Annotated in this window: 16 protein-coding genes; 11 read left to right on the top strand and 5 right to left on the bottom strand. The window is 70.7% G+C overall.

The genetic code is table 11. From position 1 onward, the window contains the following. Window positions 1-59: 59 nt before the first annotated feature. The 6 genes from HJG52_RS09665 (at window position 60) to icmA (ending at window position 9,130) form a co-directional block, all read left to right on the top strand. Window positions 60-3,188 (top strand): FtsX-like permease family protein, encoded by a 3,129-nt coding sequence (locus HJG52_RS09665; RefSeq protein WP_171243393.1) that lies wholly within the window; start codon window positions 60-62, stop codon window positions 3,186-3,188. Continuing rightward, entirely contained in the window at window positions 3,185-4,048 is an 864-nt protein-coding gene (locus HJG52_RS09660; RefSeq protein WP_346767664.1) for an ABC transporter ATP-binding protein, read from the top strand. The genes HJG52_RS09665 and HJG52_RS09660 overlap by 4 nt, the downstream gene beginning before the upstream one ends. After that, window positions 4,045-4,743: an ABC transporter ATP-binding protein gene (locus tag HJG52_RS09655; RefSeq protein WP_346767663.1), complete on the top strand. Its 699-nt coding sequence runs from the start codon at window positions 4,045-4,047 to the stop codon at window positions 4,741-4,743. Before HJG52_RS09660 ends, HJG52_RS09655 begins: the two co-directional genes overlap by 4 nt. A 175-nt stretch (window positions 4,744-4,918) precedes the next feature. After that, window positions 4,919-6,352: an HNH endonuclease signature motif containing protein gene (locus HJG52_RS09650; RefSeq protein ID WP_171243392.1), complete on the top strand. Its 1,434-nt coding sequence runs from the start codon at window positions 4,919-4,921 to the stop codon at window positions 6,350-6,352. A 287-nt stretch (window positions 6,353-6,639) separates the two neighbouring features. Next, window positions 6,640-7,155, top strand: coding sequence for a MarR family transcriptional regulator (locus HJG52_RS09645; RefSeq protein WP_171243391.1), 516 nt, complete (start codon window positions 6,640-6,642; stop codon window positions 7,153-7,155). A gap of 193 nt (window positions 7,156-7,348) precedes the next feature. Continuing rightward, window positions 7,349-9,130: a coenzyme B12-dependent isobutyryl-CoA mutase large subunit gene (gene icmA, locus HJG52_RS09640; RefSeq protein WP_171243390.1), complete on the top strand. Its 1,782-nt coding sequence runs from the start codon at window positions 7,349-7,351 to the stop codon at window positions 9,128-9,130. 83 nt (window positions 9,131-9,213) lie between these two features. Here the strand turns inward: icmA and HJG52_RS09635 are convergent, their stop codons facing one another. Beyond that, window positions 9,214-9,852 (bottom strand): TetR/AcrR family transcriptional regulator, encoded by a 639-nt coding sequence (locus tag HJG52_RS09635; protein WP_171243389.1) that lies wholly within the window; start codon window positions 9,850-9,852, stop codon window positions 9,214-9,216. 150 nt (window positions 9,853-10,002) lie between these two features. Here HJG52_RS09635 and HJG52_RS09630 point away from each other — a divergent pair, with 150 nt between their 5' ends. From HJG52_RS09630 to HJG52_RS09620, 3 genes are read left to right on the top strand one after another with little or no spacing between them, the layout of a single operon-like run. Next, the gene (locus HJG52_RS09630; RefSeq protein ID WP_171243388.1) at window positions 10,003-10,689 is read left to right on the top strand and encodes a hypothetical protein; all 687 of its coding nucleotides are present in this window, start codon (window positions 10,003-10,005) and stop codon (window positions 10,687-10,689) included. Further along, window positions 10,686-11,681, top strand: coding sequence for a DUF8094 domain-containing protein (locus HJG52_RS09625; RefSeq protein ID WP_171243387.1), 996 nt, complete (start codon window positions 10,686-10,688; stop codon window positions 11,679-11,681). Before HJG52_RS09630 ends, HJG52_RS09625 begins: the two co-directional genes overlap by 4 nt. 34 nt (window positions 11,682-11,715) lie before the next feature. After that, window positions 11,716-12,696 (top strand): tetratricopeptide repeat protein, encoded by a 981-nt coding sequence (locus HJG52_RS09620; RefSeq protein ID WP_171243386.1) that lies wholly within the window; start codon window positions 11,716-11,718, stop codon window positions 12,694-12,696. Between the two features lie 121 nt (window positions 12,697-12,817). Here the strand turns inward: HJG52_RS09620 and HJG52_RS09615 are convergent, their stop codons facing one another. Then, window positions 12,818-13,891 (bottom strand): family 43 glycosylhydrolase, encoded by a 1,074-nt coding sequence (locus HJG52_RS09615; RefSeq protein WP_171243385.1) that lies wholly within the window; start codon window positions 13,889-13,891, stop codon window positions 12,818-12,820. Window positions 13,892-14,043: 152 nt separating this feature from the next. On the opposite strand from HJG52_RS09615, the gene HJG52_RS09610 reads away from it, so the two are divergent. After that, entirely contained in the window at window positions 14,044-15,303 is a 1,260-nt protein-coding gene (locus tag HJG52_RS09610) for an ATP-grasp domain-containing protein (protein WP_171243384.1), read from the top strand. Window positions 15,304-15,322: 19 nt separating this feature from the next. Continuing rightward, on the top strand, window positions 15,323-16,615 hold the full coding sequence (locus HJG52_RS09605; protein WP_206070495.1) for an AI-2E family transporter: 1,293 nt from the start codon (window positions 15,323-15,325) through the stop codon (window positions 16,613-16,615). A 21-nt stretch (window positions 16,616-16,636) separates the two neighbouring features. Here the strand turns inward: HJG52_RS09605 and HJG52_RS09600 are convergent, their stop codons facing one another. The 3 genes from HJG52_RS09600 to glgB all read right to left on the bottom strand — a co-directional run bounded on the left by HJG52_RS09600 (window position 16,637) and on the right by glgB (window position 20,853). Beyond that, window positions 16,637-16,789, bottom strand: coding sequence for a hypothetical protein (locus HJG52_RS09600; RefSeq protein ID WP_171243383.1), 153 nt, complete (start codon window positions 16,787-16,789; stop codon window positions 16,637-16,639). A gap of 201 nt (window positions 16,790-16,990) precedes the next feature. After that, window positions 16,991-18,634 (bottom strand): phosphoglucomutase (alpha-D-glucose-1,6-bisphosphate-dependent), encoded by a 1,644-nt coding sequence (gene pgm, locus HJG52_RS09595; protein ID WP_171243382.1) that lies wholly within the window; start codon window positions 18,632-18,634, stop codon window positions 16,991-16,993. Continuing rightward, window positions 18,631-20,853, bottom strand: coding sequence for a 1,4-alpha-glucan branching protein GlgB (gene glgB, locus HJG52_RS09590; protein WP_346767662.1), 2,223 nt, complete (start codon window positions 20,851-20,853; stop codon window positions 18,631-18,633). Before glgB ends, pgm begins: the two co-directional genes overlap by 4 nt. Between the last annotated feature and the right edge of the window lie 65 nt (window positions 20,854-20,918).

Raw genomic sequence — 20,918 nt, 5'->3', positions numbered from 1 at the left:
ATCCGCCCTAGGGTCGAGCGCACAGGGGACGACGGGCGAGCGCGGGAGGTCACGCGGGCATGTGGGCTGCGATCCGCTACCGGCGCGCGCAGGCGCTGGTGCTCGTGCTCCTGTCGGCCCTGATCGCGACGTGCGCCGTCTTCGCGCCCCTTTACGAGCGAGCGCTCGAGCAGTCCCTGCTGCGTTCGGCCGTCGACGAGGCTCCGGTGGCCGACACGGCGCTCATCGTGCGCGGTGGACGCAGCGAAGCCGACCCCGAGATGACGCCGGGCAGCCTCAAGGGGTCGGTTCCCGGTGGCTTGCTGCGCATCTACGGGCCGCCCATCGAGGAGATGACCGACCAGATCAACGTCGTGCCCCGCGACGGGCTCAAGCCATCCCCCGTGCGCTTGGTCGCGCGGCCGGACGCCTGTGAGCACCTGACCCTGACGACGGGTACCTGTCCGAGGGACGCGGGGCAGGTGCTGGTCGCCGCCAAGGACATGGCCGCGTGGAAGTGGAAGGTCGGCCAGAAGTTCGAAGTCGGCATCCCGGGCATCTCGGAAGGCAAGTTCGACGCCTCGATGAACCCCTTCCAGGTTCTGACCGTGACCGGCGCGTACACGGTCAATCCGGACCCCGACTACTGGCTTCGCACCCAGCTCGACGGCAAGTCCGGAATCCCGATCACGGTCGGCCTCGAGCAGGTGCCGGGCGTCGATGACTTCGTCACCCCGGTCGACACCTTCGACGTGCGCTGGGTCCAGGCCGCATCGAGGCTGACCTATCCACTGCGCACGGACCTGATCTCCGTCGACAACCTCGACGACATGGCTGCCATCGCACAGTCGCCCCCCGGTTACTCGCAGCCCAGCGCCGTCATCGAGTCACAGCTGCCGAGGACGATCGCCGCGGTCAAGGGCGGGCAGGACAAGCTGCGCGTCATCGTGCCCCTGCTCATGGCACAGCTCGCCCTGCTGGCGGCGGCCATCCTCATCCTCGTCGCCCAGGCTGCCGTCGAGCAGCGCCGCCCCGAGTCGGCCCTGGCGCGGCTGCGCGGGCGCAGCCGTGAGGGAGCGGGCCGACTCGTGATGGGCGAGCTCGGGTTGACCGTGCTGCTGGGTCTGCCGCTCGGCGTGGCACTCGCGATCGGGTTGTCGGAGGTCGTCCGGCGCAGCCTGCTGGCGGGCGGTGTCCCGTTCGAGTTCCCCTGGCTGGCGGTCGTCGGGCTCGTGGTCGCGGCGCTGGTCTGTCTCCTCGCCATCGGTGTAGCCGTGCGTCCCCTGCAGCGCCAGTCGATCTCGGCGCTCCTGCGCCGGGTCGCGCCCCAGCGTCGAGGCGGCCTCGGCGTCGTCGACATCCTGGCCGTCGCGCTCGCCATCTTCGGTCTCATCGGCCTCGCCACGGGCACCCTCAAGGGACCGCTCGCACTGCTGACCCCGACCCTCATCGCCCTTGCCGGAGGTCTGCTCGCCTCCCGCGTCGCCGTGCCTGTGGCCCGCGCGGTCGGGCGCACCCAGCTCGGGCGAGGGAAGGTCGGACCCGCCCTCACGGCATACGGGCTCGAACGCCGTCCCGCCCTGCGCAAGGTCGTCACCGTCGTGAGCATCGCGGTGGCCCTCACCGTCTTCGCGACGAACGCGCTGGTCGTCGCCAACCGCAACTGGGAGGCGCGCGCGCAGCTCGAGGTCGGTGCGCCGCTCGTCCTCGACACGGACGGCACGAACCCGAAGGTGCTCACCCAGGCACTGCGCGCCTACGACCCCGACGGCGCCAAGGCGACTCCGGTGGCGGTGATTCGTCAGGCCGCAGCGGACTCGACATCCACGATGGCTGTCATCCGGACCCAGTTCGAGAAGGTGGCGTACACGCCGGGCGGCCAGGAGCTGCGGCTGGACTCCCTGCAGGTTCCTGACGTGCGCACCGTCAACCTCCAGGGGACCACCCTCACGGGGCGGATCGCGTGGAACCTAGCCGGCGGTCAGGGCGCGGGTGACGGACCGGCCCAGGTGCCCGGCCTGCCACCGGGGTCGAGTCCGGGCACGCCACCGGCGGCCGGGGCCGGCGCTGCGCCCATCCGCGTGCGCATCTCGGTGACGTCCCCCAAGGGCGAGCGGCTGACGCGCGACCTCTTCACGGTGCCCGACCTGGGGACGGGTTCGGCGAAGATCAACGCCAAGGTCCTGTGCCCCGACGGATGCCGCTTCGACGGGCTCCTCTTCACCCCGGACCAGTTCACGACCAAGCTCTCGGGCTCCGTCACGATCAGTGGACTCGCGCTCGACGGCCAACGGCTCGACGTCGCCGACGTGAACCGCTGGAACCCGTTCGTACCGGTCGCCTCCGGCACGACGGACTCGCTCAAGCTCACGGTCCCCAAGGCCGACACGATGCAGTTCGACCTGGTGTCGAGTGGGGTGACGGTCGGGCTCTCGTATGCCGACGTGCCGGCCGTCGTGCCCGGCCTCCTGGCCGGTCGCGTGCCCGCCGGTGGGACGGCCGAGTCCTTCCAGGTCGCGGGCCTCAACGGTGTGCCGATCCAGGTCAGGGCAGCCCAACGGCCCGACGCGCTGCCCGTCGTGGGTGACCGCGGCGTCATGGTCGACATGGGGACCCTCGAGCGACTGGGTGGAACGCTGTCCACCTCCGGAAAACTGTCGGTCTGGGTCAAGGACCCGGCGCGTGCCGGCGAGGTGCGTGCGGCGCTGGCCAAGGGCGGCATCTCGGTCGTCGACACCCGCACCTACGCCGAGGCGAAGGACCGGCTGGACACGTCAGGGTCCGGGTGGGGCATGCGCCTGGCGGCGTTCACGGGCGTGATGGCCCTGTTGCTCGCGGCACTGGTCGTCGTCGTCATGACGGTCACGGGGTGGCGCACGGTGGCTCGGGACCTGGCCGCGTTGCACATGGCGGGCGTTGGGCTGGGCACGCTCCGGCGGGCGATCATCCGGGAACAGGTGATCGTCGTGGTGGTCGGTGCCGTGGTCGGTGCGGTCTGTGGAGCGGTGGCGGCGCAGGTGGCCATGCCGTTGCTGCCGTTGTTCGACGACCCCGCGACGCCGGTGCCGGCGTTGCAGATCCAGCCCTCGATCCTGGCCGTGGTGGGAGCTGCACTGGCGTCCGTGGTGGTGCTGGTCGCGGTGGCGGTGTTGTGCGCGATGGCCTCGGGCCGGCGGATCGCGTTGCGCCGGGTGAGGGAGGCCCTGTGAGCGTTGATCTGGCGGTGCCGGTGACGACCGGGCTGGGGGTGCGCACCCGTGGCTTGGTGCACATCTACCGCGCGGAGGGCCACGACGTGGCGGCGTTGTCGGGGGTCGACCTGACCGTCGCGCCCGGGGAGATCGTGGGGTTGCTCGGGCCGTCGGGTGCGGGCAAGTCGACGTTGCTGACGCTGTTCGGTGGGTTGATGCGTCCCAGCGCCGGTCGGGTGACCGTGGGGGACCACGAGTTGTCGACGATGACGGAGGCAGAGCTCGACCGGTTCCGGGCCGCCGACGTCGGTCTCATCCTCCAGGGTGCGGCGCGAAACCTGCTGCCCTACTTGACCGCTCGCCAGAACGTCGAGTTCGCGCAGCGGTCGGCGCGCAAGGCCGGACGCTCCGTGCCGGGCCCTGGTGAGGTGCTCGAGCTCGTCGGGTTGAGCGACTCGGTGTCGGCCCCCCTCGACTCGTTGCCGCCCGGAAAGCTCCAGCTCGCCGCCCTCGCGGTGGCGCTGGCGAGCCGGCCGGGCCTGCTGCTCGGTGACGAGCCGACGAGCCAGCTGCACCACACCTCACGCGACGTCGTGCTCGACGCGCTCCACCGGGTCAACGAGGAGTGGGGCACCACGATCGTCGTAGTCACCCATGACCCTGAGGTGGCCGCGCGGCTGCCTCGAACGGTCACCATCCGCGACGGCCGGGTCGGCGGCGAGGGCCGCCAGGGCGAGGAGTATGCCGTGGTGTCGGCCGATGGGTCGTTGCCGTTGCCGGCCGTCGTGGTCGAGGACTTGCCGCCCGGCTCGCTCGTGCGCGTGCACCGGGTCGACGATGTCTGGACGATCATCCCGCAAGGCGGTGGTCAGGAGTGAGCGAGGCCGTGCGGTTCGCCGATGTGCGGGACGAGGACCAGGAGTCGCCGCCGCTGGAGCTGACCGACGTGACCGTTCGCTACGGCGAGGCCGTCGCGGTCAATGCCGTGTCGTTGCAGGCGTATGCCGGTGAGTTCATCGCCGTGACCGGACACAGTGGGGCGGGTAAGTCGTCGTTGTTGTGGGCCATCGCCGGTGCCGTGCCCTCGCAGGGGTCGATCCGGCTCGGTGAGGAGTCGGTGGGTGACCGGACCCGGGCGACGAAGCTGGGCATCGCGGTCATCCCGCAGGGGAGTGCCTTGGCGTTGCTGCTCACGGCGCAGGAGAACGTCGAGCTGCCGCTGATCGCGGTGGGTGCGAAGGCGCAGGAGGCGCGACGACGGGCGCACGACGCGTTGCGCTCGGTGGGCCTGGAGGAGTCGGGCAGCCACCTCGCCGAGGAGCTGAGCGGCGGCCAGCAGCAACGGGTTGCGGTCGCTCGCGGCCTGGCGCAGCACGCCCGGGTGCTGCTCGCCGACGAGCCGACCAGCGAGCTCGACCATGACAACCGGGAGCGCGTGCTGGCCCTGCTGCGGGCCGAGGCCGACCGTGGCGCCATCGTCATCATGGCCACCCACGACCCGGACGCGGCGGCGCACGCGGATGGCGAGATCCGGCTCGACGACGGACGCGCTGAGACGGTCCGCCTGCCCTGACGCTGGCTGTTTCCACAGGTGGCACCACGCTCCGGACTGCTCCTCGCGGGCCCAGCTGCAGTCGGTCCTCAGGGTGCGGACGTAGGAGGCTCACGCTGGGTCGCTCGCGGCAACCGGGTTCAGTCACGAGCAAATGAAGCTTGACATTCGAACTGTTGTTCGGTTATAGTTGGGTATGGCTCTCGCACCGGCGCTCCCTGTGGCACCCGTTCTGGGTGCGGACGCGGCCGTGCGCGAGGTGCATGCGGTGCTGGACCGGGCCGGGTCGGCCGGCGATCTCGGGGTGGCTGACGCCGCCTCGGTCATTCGCGACGCGGAGCGGGCGGTGGCCCGGTTGCAGGCGCTCAAGCTCGCCGCAATCGCGGTCGTCGACCGGGCCCGGGTGGCCGACCGCACAGGCCACACGGGCACGGCGGCGTGGCTGGCACACCGTGGCACCGGCGGTGGCGCCGGGGCCGCGCGGGACCTCGAGCTGGCGACCGCGCTGGAGGCCGAGCTGCCGGCTACCAAGGACGCTCTCGCGCGCGGCGACCTGACAACCCAGCACGCCACGGTCATCGCCCGCACCGCCGAACAGCTCCCGCCCTGCATCACCGCCAGCGAACGCGCGCGGATCGAGGCGTCGATGGTGGCCAAGGCCGCCCACGTGGACCCGGGCCGGCTCGCCAGGGAAGGGCGGCGTGAGCTCGAGGCTGCCGGGCGCACCCAGGCCGAGGTCGACGCCCACGAGGACGGTGTCCTGCGTGCGCAGGAGAAGGCGGCGATGCGTGCCACCCGGCTGGTCATGAGCGACAACCACGACGGCACCGTCACCGGCCACTTCACGGTCCCGGTGCTGGCCGGCACGATCCTGCGCAAGGTGGTCCAGCAGATGGCTTCACCGCGCCGGTTCGCGCAGAAGGCAGCCAAAGACGCCAAGGCCGAGCTCGCCGCAACCACAGCCGCCGCAACCACGATCGACGCGACCGCCGCACCAGGCGGCGGCCGGGATCGTGGTGGTGGCGGCGCGAACGAGGTGACCGCCGCCGCCGCAACCGCTCAGCGGGAAGCGGTACAGCGGGAAGTGTGGGCCGCGTTCCGGGCCGAGGACCTTACGTGGGAGCAGAAGTACGGGCAGGCATTCGTCGAGCTGCTCGAGCACCTGCCCACCGACCACCTGTCCGGCAAGGTCGCCGCCACCATCGTCGTCAAGCTCGACCACGACCAGCTCACCCACGACGTGCGCGCGGCCGGGCTCGACACCGGGCACGACATCTCCGCCTCGGCCGCCCGACGCCTGGCCTGCGGCGCCGGGATCCTGCCGGCCGTCCTGAACGGTCAGTCACAGGTACTCGACCTCGGCCGCGCCACCCGCTTCTTCACCGAAGCCCAACGCGTTGCAACCGCCGTCACCTACGACACCTGCGCCGCCGAAGGCTGCGACCGCCCGTCCGCCTGGGCCGAGCTCCACCACGAGGACCCGTGGGCACTGGGTGGCGACACCAACCTCGACAAACTCATCCCCCTGTGCGGTTCCGACCACACCCGGGCTCACGACCCCAACTACAGCCACACCATCACCACCGACACCCAAGGCCGCAAACACGTCACCTTCCACCGACGACCATGAACGCCCGCGGGGTGAAGCTGAACTTTGTGTCACTGGCTCTGGCTGGTGGACGGGCCTGTCCGACGCCGTCGACCCGGGACGGAGACGGCGCGGGACGGAGACGGCGCGGGACGGAGACGGCGCGGGACGGAGACGGCGCGGGACGGAGGTCGGCGTGCGAGGGAGGTCGGCGCCGGTACGGAGATCGGCTTCAGGACGGAGGTCGGCGCAGGGCCGGGGTCTGTGCGTGGCATCCGGCGGGTGAGCGCCCCGGCGCGCGTGGTTCGGGCGCCACTACCCTTCGGTAGGTGCCCAAGCCGATCAAGCTGCCGTTCGACCCGATCACCCGCGCCGCGCAGTTGTGGACCAAGCGGTGGGGCCGGACCTCGCAGCCCCTGGCGATGGCCAGTGCGACGTCGGTCATGCGGGTGCAGCAGCTGCTCATCACCGACTACGACGCGATCTGCGCCCGGCACGGGCTGTCGTTCGCTCGCTATGAAGCCTTGGTGCTGCTGGCGTTCAGCCGCGACGGTCGGCTCGGCATGACCAAGATCGGGCAGCGGCTGATGGTGCACCCGACGAGCGCGACCAACATCGTCCAGCGCCTCGACGCGCAAGGCTTCGTCGAGCGCGTGCCCAACCCCGACGACGGTCGCGGCACGCTCGCCATCATCACGCCGGCCGGGCGCGACGCCATGGAGGCGGCCACGCGCGACCTCGTCGGGGCGAAGTTCGGTCTCGGCATGCTCACCGCCGCCGAGCACGAGCAGCTGTTCGAGCTGTTGCGCAAGGTCCGCGTCGGCGCCGCCGACTTCGACGCCTGACGCGCCCGACCGAGCCTCGGGCACCCAGCCCGGCCTCGCGGCATACCCCTCGCGGTTGCTTTGGCAAAACGGGGGTTGCTGACATGAAACGGGGCTCCAGACGCCCCGTTTCATGTCAGCAACGAGGGTTTTGCGGGAGGGCCCCGGGAGCTCGGCGTGACATTTACTAGGACGTCCTAGTAAATTGGCCGTCATGACCCAGAGCGCAGCCCCGCAGACCCAGCCCGAGCAGCCGGTGGAGACGGGCGCCGCGCGCTGGCAGGCCAGGTTCGACGCGGCGCAGGCCAAGGGGCAGGTGCGCGACGCCGACTTCACGACGCTGTCCGGGCTCGAGGTCGACCCGGTCTACGGCCCCGTCGACGGCGCTGAGGTGCCCGAGGCGATCGGCTGGCCGGGGGAGTTCCCCTTCACCCGCGGCCTCTACCCGACGGGCTACCGCGGTCGCACCTGGACGATCCGGCAGTTCGCCGGCTTCGGCAACGCGGTGCAGACCAACGAGCGCTACAAGATGATCCTCGAGCGCGGTGGCGGCGGGCTGTCGGTGGCGTTCGACATGCCGACCCTGATGGGCCGCGACTCCGACGACCCCATGAGCCTCGGCGAGGTCGGCCACTGCGGTGTCGCCATCGACTCGGCCGACGACATGGACATCCTGTTCAAGGACATCCCGCTCGGGGACACCACCACCTCGATGACGATCAGCGGCCCGGCCGTCCCGGTGTTCTGCATGTACCTCGTCGCCGCCGAGCGCCAGGGTGTCGACCTCGGTGTCCTCAACGGCACCCTGCAGACCGACATCTTCAAGGAGTACATCGCCCAGAAGGAGTGGCTGTTCGCGCCCGAGCCGCACCTGCGCCTGATCGGCGACCTCATGGAGTACTGCGCCGAGAACATCCCGGCCTACAAGCCGCTGTCGGTGTCCGGCTACCACATCCGCGAGGCCGGTTCGACGGCCGCGCAGGAGCTGGCGTTCACGCTCGCCGACGGGTTTGGCTACGTCGAGCTGGGCCTGTCCCGTGGCCTCGACATCGAGAAGTTCGCGCCCGGCCTGTCGTTCTTCTTCGACAGCCACGTCGACTTCTTCGAGGAGATCGCGAAGTTCCGCGCCGCCCGCCGCATCTGGGCTCGCTGGATGCGCGACGTCTACGGCGCCAAGACCGACAAGGCGCAGTGGCTGCGGTTCCACACCCAGACCGCCGGCGTCAGCCTTACCGCGCAGCAGCCCTACAACAACGTCGTGCGCACCGCCGTCGAGGCGCTCGCCGCCGTCCTCGGTGGCACGAACTCGTTGCACACCAACGCTCTTGACGAGACGCTCGCCCTGCCGACCGAGCAGGCCGCCGAGATCGCGCTGCGCACCCAGCAGGTGATCATGGACGAGACCGGCGTCGTCAACGTCGCCGACCCGCTCGGTGGCTCGTGGTACGTCGAGGCCCTCACCGACAAGATCGAGGCCGAGGCTACCAAGATCTTCGACCGCATCCTCGCCCTCGGTGGCAGCGACCTCACCTCCGCCGACACCGAGCAGCTCGCCGCCCTCATGCGCGAGAACACCGGCAAGGCCGACGGCGCCAGCTGGCCGATGACCAAGGGCATCCTGCGCGGCATCGAGGAGGGCTGGTTCATGTCGGAGATCGCCGAGGCCGCCTTCCAGTACCAGGTGGCCCTGGAGAAGGGCGACAAGAAGGTCGTCGGCGTCAACACCCACACCGGGTCGGTCAGCCACGAGCTGGAGATCCTGCGCGTGAGCCACGAGGTCGAGCGCGAGCAGGTGGCGCTGGTCAAGGAGCGCAAGGCCGGTCGCGACGAGGCCGCCGTGACCGCGGCCGTGCAGCGCATGGTCGAGGTTGCGCGCACCAGCGACAACATGGTGCCCGCCATGCTCGACGCCGTCCGCGCCGAGGCCACCCTCGGCGAGATCTGCAACGCGCTGCGCGACGAGTGGGGCATCTACCGCGAGCCCGCCCGCTTCTGAGCCCGCCTGTCCGCTGGTTCGTCGGCGCCAACCTGCCTTGTGTGGGGTTGGCGCCGGCGGGGCGGGTATGCCGCGGGGCCGGCTCAGGTGTCGCCGGTCGCCTTCTGCGCGCGCAACCACCGGGCGTACGCCGCGTCGGCGAGCATCTGGATCAGCCCGTCGACGAACGCGTCGTCGGGCTCGCCGGTCACCAGCGCCCGGTGCATGACCGACCCCACCACCACGTCGGCGAGCAGGTCGACGTCGACCATGTCCGGTGCGATCTCGCCCCGGTCGATGGCCCGCTGCACCGAGGTGGCGACCACGTCGTGCAGCCGGATCGACAGGGACTCGCGCACCTTGGTGCCCACGCCCTCGGGGTCACGGGCCGACTCGGCCAGCAACGCGGCATACGCCCCGCCCGTCGAGGGGTCGCGCAGGAGCCGCGCCGCCTCCTCGATGCCGGCCCGCATGTCTGCCGCGAGCGACCCGTGGTCGCCGACCTCGATCTGGTCGAAGCGGGCGGCGACGGCGTGAACGGCGAGCTCGACCTTCGACGGCCAGCGCCGGTAGAGCGTGCTCTTGGCTACACCGGCCTTCGCGGCGACGTGCTCCATCGACATCCGCGAGACGCCCTTGGCGGCCAGCACCTCGCGCGCGGCCTCGGCGATCGCCTGCTCCGTCGCCTCCTCGCGGGGGCGGCCCGGACGGCGGTGTCGGGAGTGCTTGGAACGCAGGGTCATCAGGGCCCGATCATGCCATTTCCGCACCTGCGAGAGCCGTTTGAAACGCGCTGGGGATTTGTCGAAGCAGCGGTCCGTGGGTCATGGTGGAGGGAATGCCGCCACGGGGAGACCCCTCGTGACGGCCGTCTCACGTAAGGAAGCTGTGCTGTGTCGGACCTGGCCAAGCGCGCGTCGGTCCTGAGCAGGCGCATCCTCCCACCCGTCCTGACGGTGCTGGGGCTCGCGCTGCTCATCGTCGGATCGTGGTTCACCATCAACCTCGGATCGTCGGGTAGTGCAACCTTCGAGACGACGCCGAACACTCGCGGCGTCGTCGTCCTCACACCCGAGGTGCTCAACCGGGTGAACGACGACGTGACGGTGACCGGTCGCGCCAAGGGCGACGGCCAGGTCTGGGTGGGGCGCACCACCCCGTCCGACGCGGACGCCGTCGTCGGCAAGGCGACTCGGGTGACGGTCGACGGCGCGCACGTGCGCGACTGGAGCCTCACGACCAAGGCGTCCGGCACGGGCGACGCACCCGCGACCCTCGCGGCCGCGGACGTGTGGCGTCAGGCCGTCTCCGGCAAGGGACAGGCGCGGCTGACGGTGAGCCAGGCCAACGCGCCCGAGTCACTCGTGGTCGCCGCGCCCGGCGGCTCCGTCGAGCGCGTCACCCTGACGGTGGAACGCAAGACGTGGTTCTGGCAGGCGCTGCTCATCGCGCTCATCGGCCTGATCGCGACCGTGGTCGGCATCGTCGGCCTCACCGGCATGGCCCGCCGCTGGCGCGCCGCCGAGAAGAAGAACACCGACACCGAACCCGACCCGACTCCCACGGAGGTCTCCGCATGAGCCGCCCCAGCCGTTCCGCCCGCCGCCTTGTGGGGGTCGCCGCGGTGGCTGCGTTCGCGCTCTCCGGCTGTGGCTCGTCCGTCGTCGGCGTGCGCGAGGCGCCGTCCCAGACCACGACCACCGCACCCATCACGGCCGACAGCGCGCAGCAGATCGCGAGCCGGGTCCTCGGCAAGGCGCAGGAGGCGCGTGACGCCAAGGGCGACGCCGCCGACACGCTGCGCAAGGAGGCCCTCACCGGCACCGCGCTCGCCGTCGCCACGGCTGCCGCGAAGGTCGAGCCGGCCGACTCCTCGACGGCCACCGCACCGGTGGAGCGCACCGAGCAGCCCAAGGTGCTCGCCATCTCGCGCGGCACCGCGTGGCCGCGGGTCATCCTTGCCCAGACCACCGAGCCCGACGGCCGCCTCGTGCTCAACCTGCTCACCTCCCCGGACGCCGCCACGCCGTTCCGGCTGAGCTCGTCGGCGACCATGCAGTCCGGCGCCAGCGTCGCGGCACTCGACGCCGTGACGGCCGGCTCGCCGCTGGTCGCGGAGGACACCAAGGACCCGGTCGCGCCCGCGGAGCTGCTCAAGGCGTATGCCGGTGCGCTCGCCTACCCCAAGCCCACAGCCACCAAGGCGGTCGACACCACGGACCCGTTCTCCACGGCGGTGAAGGCCAACGCCGCCGCGCAGGCCAAGTCGTTCGGCAAGCTGGCCACGCTGACCCAGGTGCACACGCCGCAGCCCGACCCGGTCGCGATCCGGCTCAAGGACGGCGGCCTGCTGGTCTTCGGCCTGCTCTCGCGCACGGACGCGATCAAGCTCGCGTCGGGTGGCAAGTCGCTGACGCCGAGCGCCGAGTTCCAGAAGCTGGTCAAGAAGAAGACCCTCACCAAGGACGCCGAGCTGCGCACCTACGAGACCGTGGTGCTCACCGTCCCGCCGAAGGGGGAGGCGAGCGTCGTGGCCGTGGACCAGACGTTGTACTCCGCGAAGGGCGCGTGAGCGGCTGCCGCGTCGGTGCGACAGAATCGTCCCCATGACTGAACAGCCGAACACCGGCGCCGGTTTGCGGGGCGCCGTCGACCTCTCGGGTCTGCAGGGTGCCGCTGGCGCCGGCGCAGGCGCTGGTATGCCGGGTGGTGCCGGCGGTGCGTCCGCCGTCGGTGGTGCTGGGGGCGCGACCGGTGTGCCCGGGCGTTCCGGTGCCGTCGTCGAGGGCACCGACGCCAACTTCCAGGAGATCGCGAACGCCTCGCTCAAGGTGCCGCTGGTCGCGGTGCTGTGGGCGGCCCAGCTGCCCGAGTCGCGTGACTACCTCGACACCGTGGTCAAGGTCGCGGTCGGCTCGGAAGGGCGCTTCCAGGTCGTCAGCATCAACGTTGAGGCCAACCCCGGCCTCATGCGCGCCTTCCAGGTGCAGTCCGTGCCGGTCACGATCGGTCTCGTGCAGGGGCAGCCGGTGCCGATGTTCGCCGGCGTGCAGCCGGAGCAGACGGTCAAGCAGGTGCTCGACGAGTTCCTCGCCATCGCGGTGCAGCAGGGTGTCGTCGACCGGGTGCAGCTCGGTGACGGGGACGGCGCCGGTGAGGACGAGGAGAAGCCGCTGCCGCCGCTGCACCAGGAGGCGTTCGACGCCATCGAGAAGGGTGACCTCGACGCAGCCGCGCGTGCCTACAAGACTGCGCTCAAGCAGGACCCGAACGACAACGACGCCGAGATCGGCCTCGCCCAGGTCGGCCTGATGCAGCGCACCCAGGGCGTCGACCTCCAGGCCGCTCGCGAGAAGGCTGCCGCCGCACCGCTCGACGTCGACGCCCAGATCATGGTGGCCGACCTCGACCTGCTCGGCGGTCACGTCGAGGACGCCTTCACCCGGCTGATCGACCTTGTCCGCGCGACCGGGGGCGAGGAGCGCGAGCGCGCCCGCGCCCACCTGCTCGAGCTGTTCGCCGTGGTCGGCAATGCCGACGAGCGGGTGCGCAAGGGCCGCACCGCGCTGATGTCCGCGCTCTTCTGAGAGCCGCCCAACCCGGCATACCGCCACACGACAGTGCACGACGCGCCCGGCCGCGACACCAACCGGTGTCGCGGCCCATCGCGTGTGGCGGTCGACCGTGCCGACCGACCGGGCGGACGCGTCAGCGTGGGGTGAGCCAGCTGCCGAGCACAGGGGTAGCGCCGTTCCAGGAGAGGTTGCGGGCGTAGAGCGAGCGCTTGGCCTGGCTGCGGATGTCGCCCTTGCGGTACTTCTTCGTCACGTCGAGGTCGGCCGGGCACGGGTTGGTGCCCTTGCAGGTCCAGCCGTGGAAGAAGATGCGGCTCGTGGTCGGCGTCGTGGCGATGTCCGCTCCGCCGGGGCCGCACAAGCCGGTCGAGCGCGACGTCATGAGCACGTTCTTGCGCGCGTTCTGGAAGGCGCCCTTGCCGAGGCTGTTCGAGCGCATCCACACGGTCTCGTAGCGGCAGGTGTTGTAGGTCTTGTACGACGCGAACATGACGTAGGACTTGCCGCGCTGGACCAGGGCGGGGTTCTCCAGGATCGTGCTGCGTGAGCGCACCAGCTCCCGGCTCGTCGCGCCGTCGGCGACCCTCGTCGCCTTGTCGTTGAGGCGCACGATCCGCAGGGTCGCGGGCAGCTTCTGGGTCTTGTAGAGCAGGAAGCTGCGGCCCGCCTTGTCCACGAACACCGACGGGTCGATCACGCCGGCACCGGCCAGTGGGCGGCCCGGCACGTTGTCGACCCTCGGGTCGCGGCTACCGGGGCAGACGACCGGCCGCGACTGGTAGCGGAACGGGCCGGTCGGCCTGCTCGAGGTCGCGGCGCCGATGCAGCGCTGGTTCTGCGCGAGCCGGCTCACCGGTGCGGCGAAGTAGAGGACCCATGTGCCGTCCTTGGCGCGGTGCAGGTCCGGTGCCCACATCACCGAGCCGGACGCCCACGGCGCGCGTCCCTCGACGAGCGCGGGAGCCCTGCCACGCCAGGTGCCGGCGGCCGTGTCGGCACTGGCCACCTTGACCCTGGCCCCGGTCGCGACACCGACGAAGTCGAAGCCGTCGGCGCTAGGGACCGGCGCGATCGCCGGGTCGGCGAAGTTCGCGGCATACACGGGCTTGTACGGGCCCGCGGCCAGCGAAGGTGTGACGGCGACGACCCCCGCCGTCACGGCCAGCGCCCCGGTCACGGCCAGGGCGGTGCGGATGCTGCGGTTCATGGTTCGGCTCCCCTTCCGAGCGTCTCTCGTGCGTCGCCAGTCTGGGGCGGCGCCGGGGGAGGAGGCCATGGGGAGGACTCCCCGTGCCGGGCACGGTGGTGCGGTGCGGTTCCCACTTTCGGTGGCGCTCTCGTTTCGCAAGGATGGGGTCCATGGCGAACTCGCGCGAACACCTCATCGGCCTGCTGCTCGGTGCCGAGACCGACTGGCCCCGGGCCTTCGAGACGCTGGCCGCGCGGATGGGGGTCATCACCGACGGCGCCAGCACGCAGCACCGCATCAGCACCGAGCGCGTCACGATCGAGCCGTTCAACCTGCGCGACAAGCCGCGCCAGGACCTCGTCATCGACCGGCTCGCGCACTGGTACTACCACCCGCGCGAATGGCTCAAGAAGGTCGCGCTGATGGACGACGTCTACCTGCTCAACAGCCCGTTCACGTTCCAGTCGATGGAGAAGCACTCGGCCTACTGCGCACTGCTGCGCCTGGGCATGCACGTGCCGGAAACGGTTCTCGTGCCGTACAAGAACCCCGTCGACAACGTGCGCTGGGCCTACACGTCGGAGAAGTACAACAAGTCCTTCGACCTCGACCAGGTGGCTGACGGCATCGGGTACCCGATGTTCATGAAGCCGTTCGACGGTGGCGCCTGGCGCGGCGTCTCGATGATCAAGGACCCCACCGACCTGCACGCGGCATACAACGACTCCGGCGAGATGCTCATGCACCTCCAGAAGGCCGTCGACGGCTTCGAGGTCTTCGCGCGGGCACTCACCATCGGGCCCGAGACGATGGTGATGAAGTTCCAGCCCGACGAGCCGATGCACGACAGGTATGCCGTGGAGCACGGCTTCCTCTCCGAGGGCGTGGGCACCGAGGCGGTCACCATTGCCCAGACGGTGAACGCGTTCTTCCGCTGGGAGTTCAACTCCTGCGAGATGCTCGTGAAGGACGGAGTCGTCTATCCCATCGACTACGCCAACGCCTGCCCCGACGTGGCGGTGACGTCGCTGCACTACTACTTCCCGTGGGCGATGAAGGCGCTGCTCAAGTGGTCGGTCTTCTGCGTCGCGACCGACCGCAAGGCGCGCACCCAGGTCGACACCGACCCGTGGTTCGCGGTCGCCGACGACCCGGCGCTGGACTACGGAGGCAAGCTCGCGGCATACCAGGCGCTTGCGAACGACCACTTCGAGACCGAGCGCTACCGCGAGTTCTGTGACACCGCGCTGCCGCACCTCGACGAGATGGTGCTCGAATGGGTGGACTCCGACGACTTTCGAGCGATGCTGACGAGCACCATCCAGCAGACCTACCCGCCGCAGGAGTGGGACCGGTTCGAGGGGCACTTCGGGGGTCTCACCGGGATGTGGGTCAAGGACGAAACTGCACGGCTCGCGGGTGTCGGGTGATTCCGGCAGGGTCTAAGGCGTGAGCGAGAAGGACACAGAGCAGGAAATGTCGGACAGCACCGGACCCAGGGAGACAGGCGCGCAGGAGCGGGAGGAGGTCCCGGAGGGCGACACCCGCGACGATGCTCGTGACGACGGGAGCGCCGTGTCGGACTCCCACGTGGTCGACGGCCGGGCCGACAGCGTGCCGACGACCGTCGGGGCGGTAGCAGCCGACGCGGGCGGTGTACGCCGGACGGTCGACACCGGCGTGCCGCCCGGCGTCGAGGTGGCGGCCGCGTGGTCGTGGCGGGTCGTGGTCATCGTGCTGGCGGCGGCGGTGCTCGGCTTCGTGCTGTCGTACCTGTCGCAGGTCGTGATCCCGGTCATCGTGGCCATCCTGCTCACCGCGCTGCTGGCCGCCCCCACGCGGGCCCTGCGCAAGGCCGGCCTGGGCGCCGGGCCGTCCGCGGGCATCAGCGTGGTCGGGACCATCGTGCTGGTCGCCGGGCTGCTCACCCTCGTGGGTGCGACGATCCAGTCGAGCTTCACCGAGCTGTCGAGCCAGGTGACGGCCGGTCTGCAGGAGCTGCGGGACATGGCCAAGGTCAACCTCAACATCACCGACGCAGACCTGCAGAACTACCTCGACAACGCCCGCCAGTGGGTGACGAGCGGTTCGGGCATCGGGGCGCGCGCAGCGGAGTTCGGCACCACGGCGTCGCACGTGGTCGCGGGCCTGTTCATCACGCTGTTCGCGACGTTCTTCTTCCTCTACCAGGGCGGCCAGATCTGGTCGTGGTTGGTGCGGCTGTTCCCCCGGGTCGCGCGCGAGCGGGTCGACTCCTCCGCGCGGCAGGCCTGGGTGACGCTCACGGCATACGTGCGAGCGACGATCCTCGTGGCGGCCACCGACGCGATCGGCATCACCATCGGCGCCGTGGCCCTCCAGCTGCCGGCGTGGCCGGCGATCGGTGTGCTGGTCTTCGTCGGCGCGTTCGTGCCGATCGTGGGTGCGCTGGTCAGCGGGTTCGTCGCGGTGATCATCGCGTTCGTGGCCAAGGGGTGGGTCGCGGCGCTCATCATGCTGGCGGTGGTGGTCGGGGTGCAGCAGCTCGAGTCGCACGTGCTCCAGCCGTTCCTGCTCGGGCGGGCGGTCAGCGTGCACCCGCTCGCGGTGATCCTCGCCATCGCCACCGGGGTTGTGGTCGCCGGGATCGTCGGCGCCCTCGTCGCGGTGCCCCTGGCGGCGACCACCAACACCATCGTCAAGCACCTCGCCGGACGCGACGACGCGGCGCCGCCGGAGAAGGCGACGCCGCGTCGGGCGTAGTTCATTCGTGCAGCTGCTGCGTCAGCAGGCGCGGCACTCCTGCGCGATCTGGTGGCGCCGGGCCTCGGGCTGCATCAGCCGGGGACGGCGCAGGCCGCGGAACCGGTCGAGCGTGGCGAGGTTGGGGGCCGTGGTCGCCGGTGCGGGGGAACGCGGTGGGGCGCAGGTCGTCACGGGTGCTGCGTCGGGGGCTCTGGCTGTCGGTCATGTTGTATGCAACTGCATGAGTCGACGAAGTGTTCCCGGTCACGCGAATTCGCTCGACCCTGACAGCCGGGGCCTAGCCGGCGCCCAGGTGGCGTGTGCACTCCGGGGATGCCGGCCGCGCGGCATTCTGCGCCCCTGGCAGCCCCTTGGCTTGGCGCGGAGCTCTGATCAGTCGCTGAGTGCGGCGTCGACGACCTGCTTGGCCTCGGCCTGCACCTGCGCCAGGTGCTCGGGCCCGCGGAACGACTCGGCGTAGATCTTGTAGACGTCCTCGGTGCCCGACGGGCGCGCGGCGAACCAGGCGTCCTCGGTCACGACCTTGAGCCCGCCGATGGGGGCGTCGTTGCCGGGGGCGCGGGTGAGCTTGCCCGTGATCGGCTCGCCGCCGAGGGTGTCGGCGGTGACGTCGTCGGGGGAGAGGGCGGCGAGCTTGGCCTTCTGCTCGCGGTTCGCGGCGGCGTCGATGCGCGCGTATGCCGGGTCGCCGTGCTTCGCGGTCAGCTCGCCGTAGTGCTGGCTCGGGGTCTTGCCCGTGGCGGCCAGGATCTCCGAGGCGAGCAGCGCAAGGATCATGCCGTCCTTGTCGGTGGTCCACACCCGGCCGTCGCGGCGCAGGAACGACGCACCAGCCGACTCCTCCCCGCCGAAGCCGAAGCTGCCGTCGATGAGTCCGGTGACGAACCACTTGAACCCGACGGGCACCTCCACCAGCTGGGCCCCGAGGTCCTCGGCGACCCGGTCGATCATCGAGCTGGAGACCAGGGTCTTGCCGATGGCGGCACTGCCCGGCCAGTCGGGGCGGGCGCCGCCGAAGAGGTACTGGATCGCGACCGACAGGAAGTGGTTGGGGTTCATGAGCCCGGCGTCGGGGGTGACGATGCCGTGGCGGTCGGAGTCGGCGTCGTTTCCGGTGGCGATGTCGTAGTCGTTGCGACGGTCGATGAGCGAGGCCATGGCGTAGGGGGAGGAGCAGTCCATGCGGATCTTGCCGTCCCAGTCCAGGGTCATGAACCGCCACGTCGGATCGACCAGCGGGTTGACCACGGTGAGGTCGAGTCCGTGGCGGTCGGCGATCGCCTGCCAGTACTCGACGGACGCGCCACCCAGCGGGTCAGCGCCGATCCGAACCCCGGCGTCCTTGATCCGTTGCAGGTCAACGACGTTCGGCAGGTCGTCGACATAGGTGCCCATGAAGTCGTATGGCTGCGCCTGCGCGCGGGCCCGGCCGAACGGCATACGCTGCACGCCCTCCAGACCCGCCGCGATGAGCGCGTTGGCGCGGTCGGCAATCCACTTCGTGGCATCGGTGTCGGCCGGACCACCCGACGGCGGGTTGTACTTGAAGCCGCCGTCGGTCGGCGGGTTGTGCGAAGGGGTGACGACGATGCCGTCGGCGAGGCCGCTGCCCGTGGTGCGACCGTCGTTCGCGCGCAGGATGGCGTGGCTGACGGCCGGGGTGGGCGTGTAGCCGTCGTGGTCGTCGACGAGGACGGCCACGTCGTTGGCGGCCAGCACCTCCAGCGCGGAGGCCCAGGCCGGCTCGGACAGGCCGTGGGTGTCGCGGCCCATGAACAGCGGACCGTCGTAGCCCTGGGCCTTGCGGTACTCGCAGATCGCCTGGGTCGTGGCGAGGATGTGGGTCTCGTTGAAGGCCGTCTTGAGGCTGGACCCTCGGTGGCCCGACGTGCCGAACACGACCTGCTGGTCAGGGTTCTCGGGGTCGGGCACATCGGTGTAGTAGGCCGTCACCAGGTGTGCGACGTCGACGAGGTCGGACGGCTGGGCCGGCTGGCCGGCACGCGGGTCGTTCATGACGCATCCTCCTGGTGTGGCTGGGCCGCGGCCTCGTCGACCGAGGTGAGGTAGATGGCGGAGAGCTTGGCGACGGTGACCTCGACCGACCAGGGCTGGCCGTCGGCCGGTACGGGCTGGGCCTCGAGGATGCGGCCGGCCTGGCTCGGCGTGCCGAACTCGTCGAAGCCGCTGGTGTCCAGCGCGACCTCCCAACGCCCCGGTCGGGGCACGCCCACCCGCATCGGGTCACGCGGCATACCGCCGAAGTTGACGACCACGGCGACCACCGGACCCTCACGGTCGGGCGTGCCAAATCGCAAGTAGGAGTAAGTGTTTCCGGCATTGTCGTTGGCGTTGAGCCACTCGAAGCCGGCCGGGTCGGAGTCGAGTGCCCACATCGCCGGGTTGGACCGGTAGACGCGGTTGAGCTCCTTGACGAGGTTGTGCACGCGGTAGTGCGATGGGTGGTCGAGCAGCCACCAGTCGAGCGAGCGCCCGTCGGCCCACTCCGCCTCCTGCGCGAACTCGCTGCCCATGAACAGCAGCTGCTTGCCCGGGTGGCTCCACAGGTACGCGAGGAACGCGCGCACGGTCGCGAGCTGGTCGTAACGGCTGCCGGGGATCTTGCGCAGCAGCGAGCCCTTGCCGTGGACGACCTCGTCGTGGCTGATCGGCAGCAGGTAGTTCTCGCTGTAGGCGTACATGAGCGAGAACGTCAGCAGGTTGTGGTGGTACTGCCGGTGGACCGGGTCCTCCTTGAGGTAGCGCAAGGAGTCGTTCATCCAGCCCATGTTCCACTTCAGCCCGAAGCCGAGACCGCCCTGGTGGGTCGGCTTGGTGACGCCCGGCCACGAGGTCGACTCCTCGGCGATCGTGACGATCCCCGGGACGCGCTTGTATGCCGTGGCGTTGGCTTCCTGGAGGAGCGCCACGGCTTCGAGGTTCTCGCGGCCGCCGTGGATGTTCGGCACCCACTCGCCGTCCCGGCGGGCGTAGTCGAGGTAGAGCATCGACGCGACACCATCCACGCGCAGGCCGTCGACGTGGAACTCCTCGAGCCAGTAGACCGCGTTGGCGACGAGGAAGTTGCGGACCTGGCGGCGGCCGAAGTCGAAGATGTACGAACCCCATTCGGGGTGCCAGCCGCGACGCGGGTCGGCGTGCTCGTAGAGGGGCAGCCCGTCGAACCGCGCCAGCGCCCACGGGTCGGTGGCGAAGTGTCCGGGCACCCAGTCGAGGATCACGCCGATGCCGGCCTGGTGCAGCCGGTCGACGAGGTAGCGGAAGTCGTCGGGGGAGCCGTAGCGCGAGGTGGGGGCGTAGTAGCCGGTGACGTGGTAACCCCACGACGGCGGGTACGGGTGCTCCATCACCGGCATGAACTCGACGTGCGTGAACCCGATGTCGCTCACGTAGTTGACGAGGTGCTCGGCCAGCTCGCGGTAGCTCTGGCCCTGGCGCCACGAGCCGAGGTGCACCTCGTACACGCTCATCGGTGCCGTGTGCGGGTTGGTCTCGGCCCGCTGCCGCATCCAGTCGCCGTCGGACCACTCGTAGTGGGAGCGTTCGACCTTCGAGGCGCGGCCCGGCGGCAGCTCCGTGGCGCGGGCCATCGGGTCGGCCTTCTCCTGCACCCGGCCGTCGGCGCCGCGGACGAGGAACTTGTAGAGCGTGTCCTCGCCCACCTCGGGGACGAACAGCTCCCACACGCCGGACTCCCCGAGCAGGCGCATCGGGTGGCTGCGGTTGTCCCAGCGGTTGAAGTCGCCGGTGACGTGCACGGACTGGGCCCGGGGCGCCCACACGGCGAACGACGTCCCGCGCACGGTGCCCATGGGGCCGTCGTACTCGTGGACATGGGCGCCCAGGACGGTCCACAGCTGCTCGTGTCGGCCCTCGCCGATGAGGTGCAGGTCGATCTCGCCCAGCGTCGGCGCAAACCGGTAGGGGTCGTCCTGCACGTGCTCGTAGCCGTCGGCGTAGGTGACGAGCAGGCGGTAGTCCTGGGTCTGCGCGGCACCCGGCAGCAACCCCGCCCACACGCCGTCGCTCTGGTGCTCGAGCTCGACCCGCTCACCGTCGGCGAGCCGTGCCGCGACCGACCGGGCGAACGGCCGGTAGGCGCGGATGACCAGGCCCTCGGGCTCGAGGTGGTGGCCGAGCAGGTCGTGCGGCTGCTGGTGGCGCCCGTCGACGAGCGCCCGGATGGCCTCGGCAGGGGAGGTGGGCACCGGCACGGTGACCGGCTCCCGGACCAGCGCCGGCTCCCGCCCCGCCTCGCGTGGTCCATCCGGCGCCGCAG

The sequence above is a fragment of the Knoellia koreensis genome (genome assembly GCF_013041615.1).
GTDB classification, from domain to species: Bacteria; Actinomycetota; Actinomycetes; order Actinomycetales; family Dermatophilaceae; genus Pedococcus; species Pedococcus koreensis.
This window is presented reverse-complemented; position numbering and strand designations above follow the sequence as displayed.

What these genes read in the sequence shown, in the direction of transcription:
- HJG52_RS09665 (WP_171243393.1), top strand. Translation starts at nt 60, where the DNA reads ATGTGGGCTGCGATCCGCTACCGGCGCGCGCAGGCGCTGGTGCTCGTG.
- HJG52_RS09650 (WP_171243392.1), top strand. Translation starts at nt 4,919, where the DNA reads ATGGCTCTCGCACCGGCGCTCCCTGTGGCACCCGTTCTGGGTGCGGAC.
- icmA (WP_171243390.1), top strand. Translation starts at nt 7,349, where the DNA reads ATGACCCAGAGCGCAGCCCCGCAGACCCAGCCCGAGCAGCCGGTGGAG.
- HJG52_RS09635 (WP_171243389.1), bottom strand. Translation starts at nt 9,852, where the DNA reads ATGACCCTGCGTTCCAAGCACTCCCGACACCGCCGTCCGGGCCGCCCC.
- HJG52_RS09625 (WP_171243387.1), top strand. Translation starts at nt 10,686, where the DNA reads ATGAGCCGCCCCAGCCGTTCCGCCCGCCGCCTTGTGGGGGTCGCCGCG.
- HJG52_RS09620 (WP_171243386.1), top strand. Translation starts at nt 11,716, where the DNA reads ATGACTGAACAGCCGAACACCGGCGCCGGTTTGCGGGGCGCCGTCGAC.
- HJG52_RS09615 (WP_171243385.1), bottom strand. Translation starts at nt 13,891, where the DNA reads ATGAACCGCAGCATCCGCACCGCCCTGGCCGTGACCGGGGCGCTGGCC.
- HJG52_RS09610 (WP_171243384.1), top strand. Translation starts at nt 14,044, where the DNA reads ATGGCGAACTCGCGCGAACACCTCATCGGCCTGCTGCTCGGTGCCGAG.
- pgm (WP_171243382.1), bottom strand. Translation starts at nt 18,634, where the DNA reads ATGAACGACCCGCGTGCCGGCCAGCCGGCCCAGCCGTCCGACCTCGTC.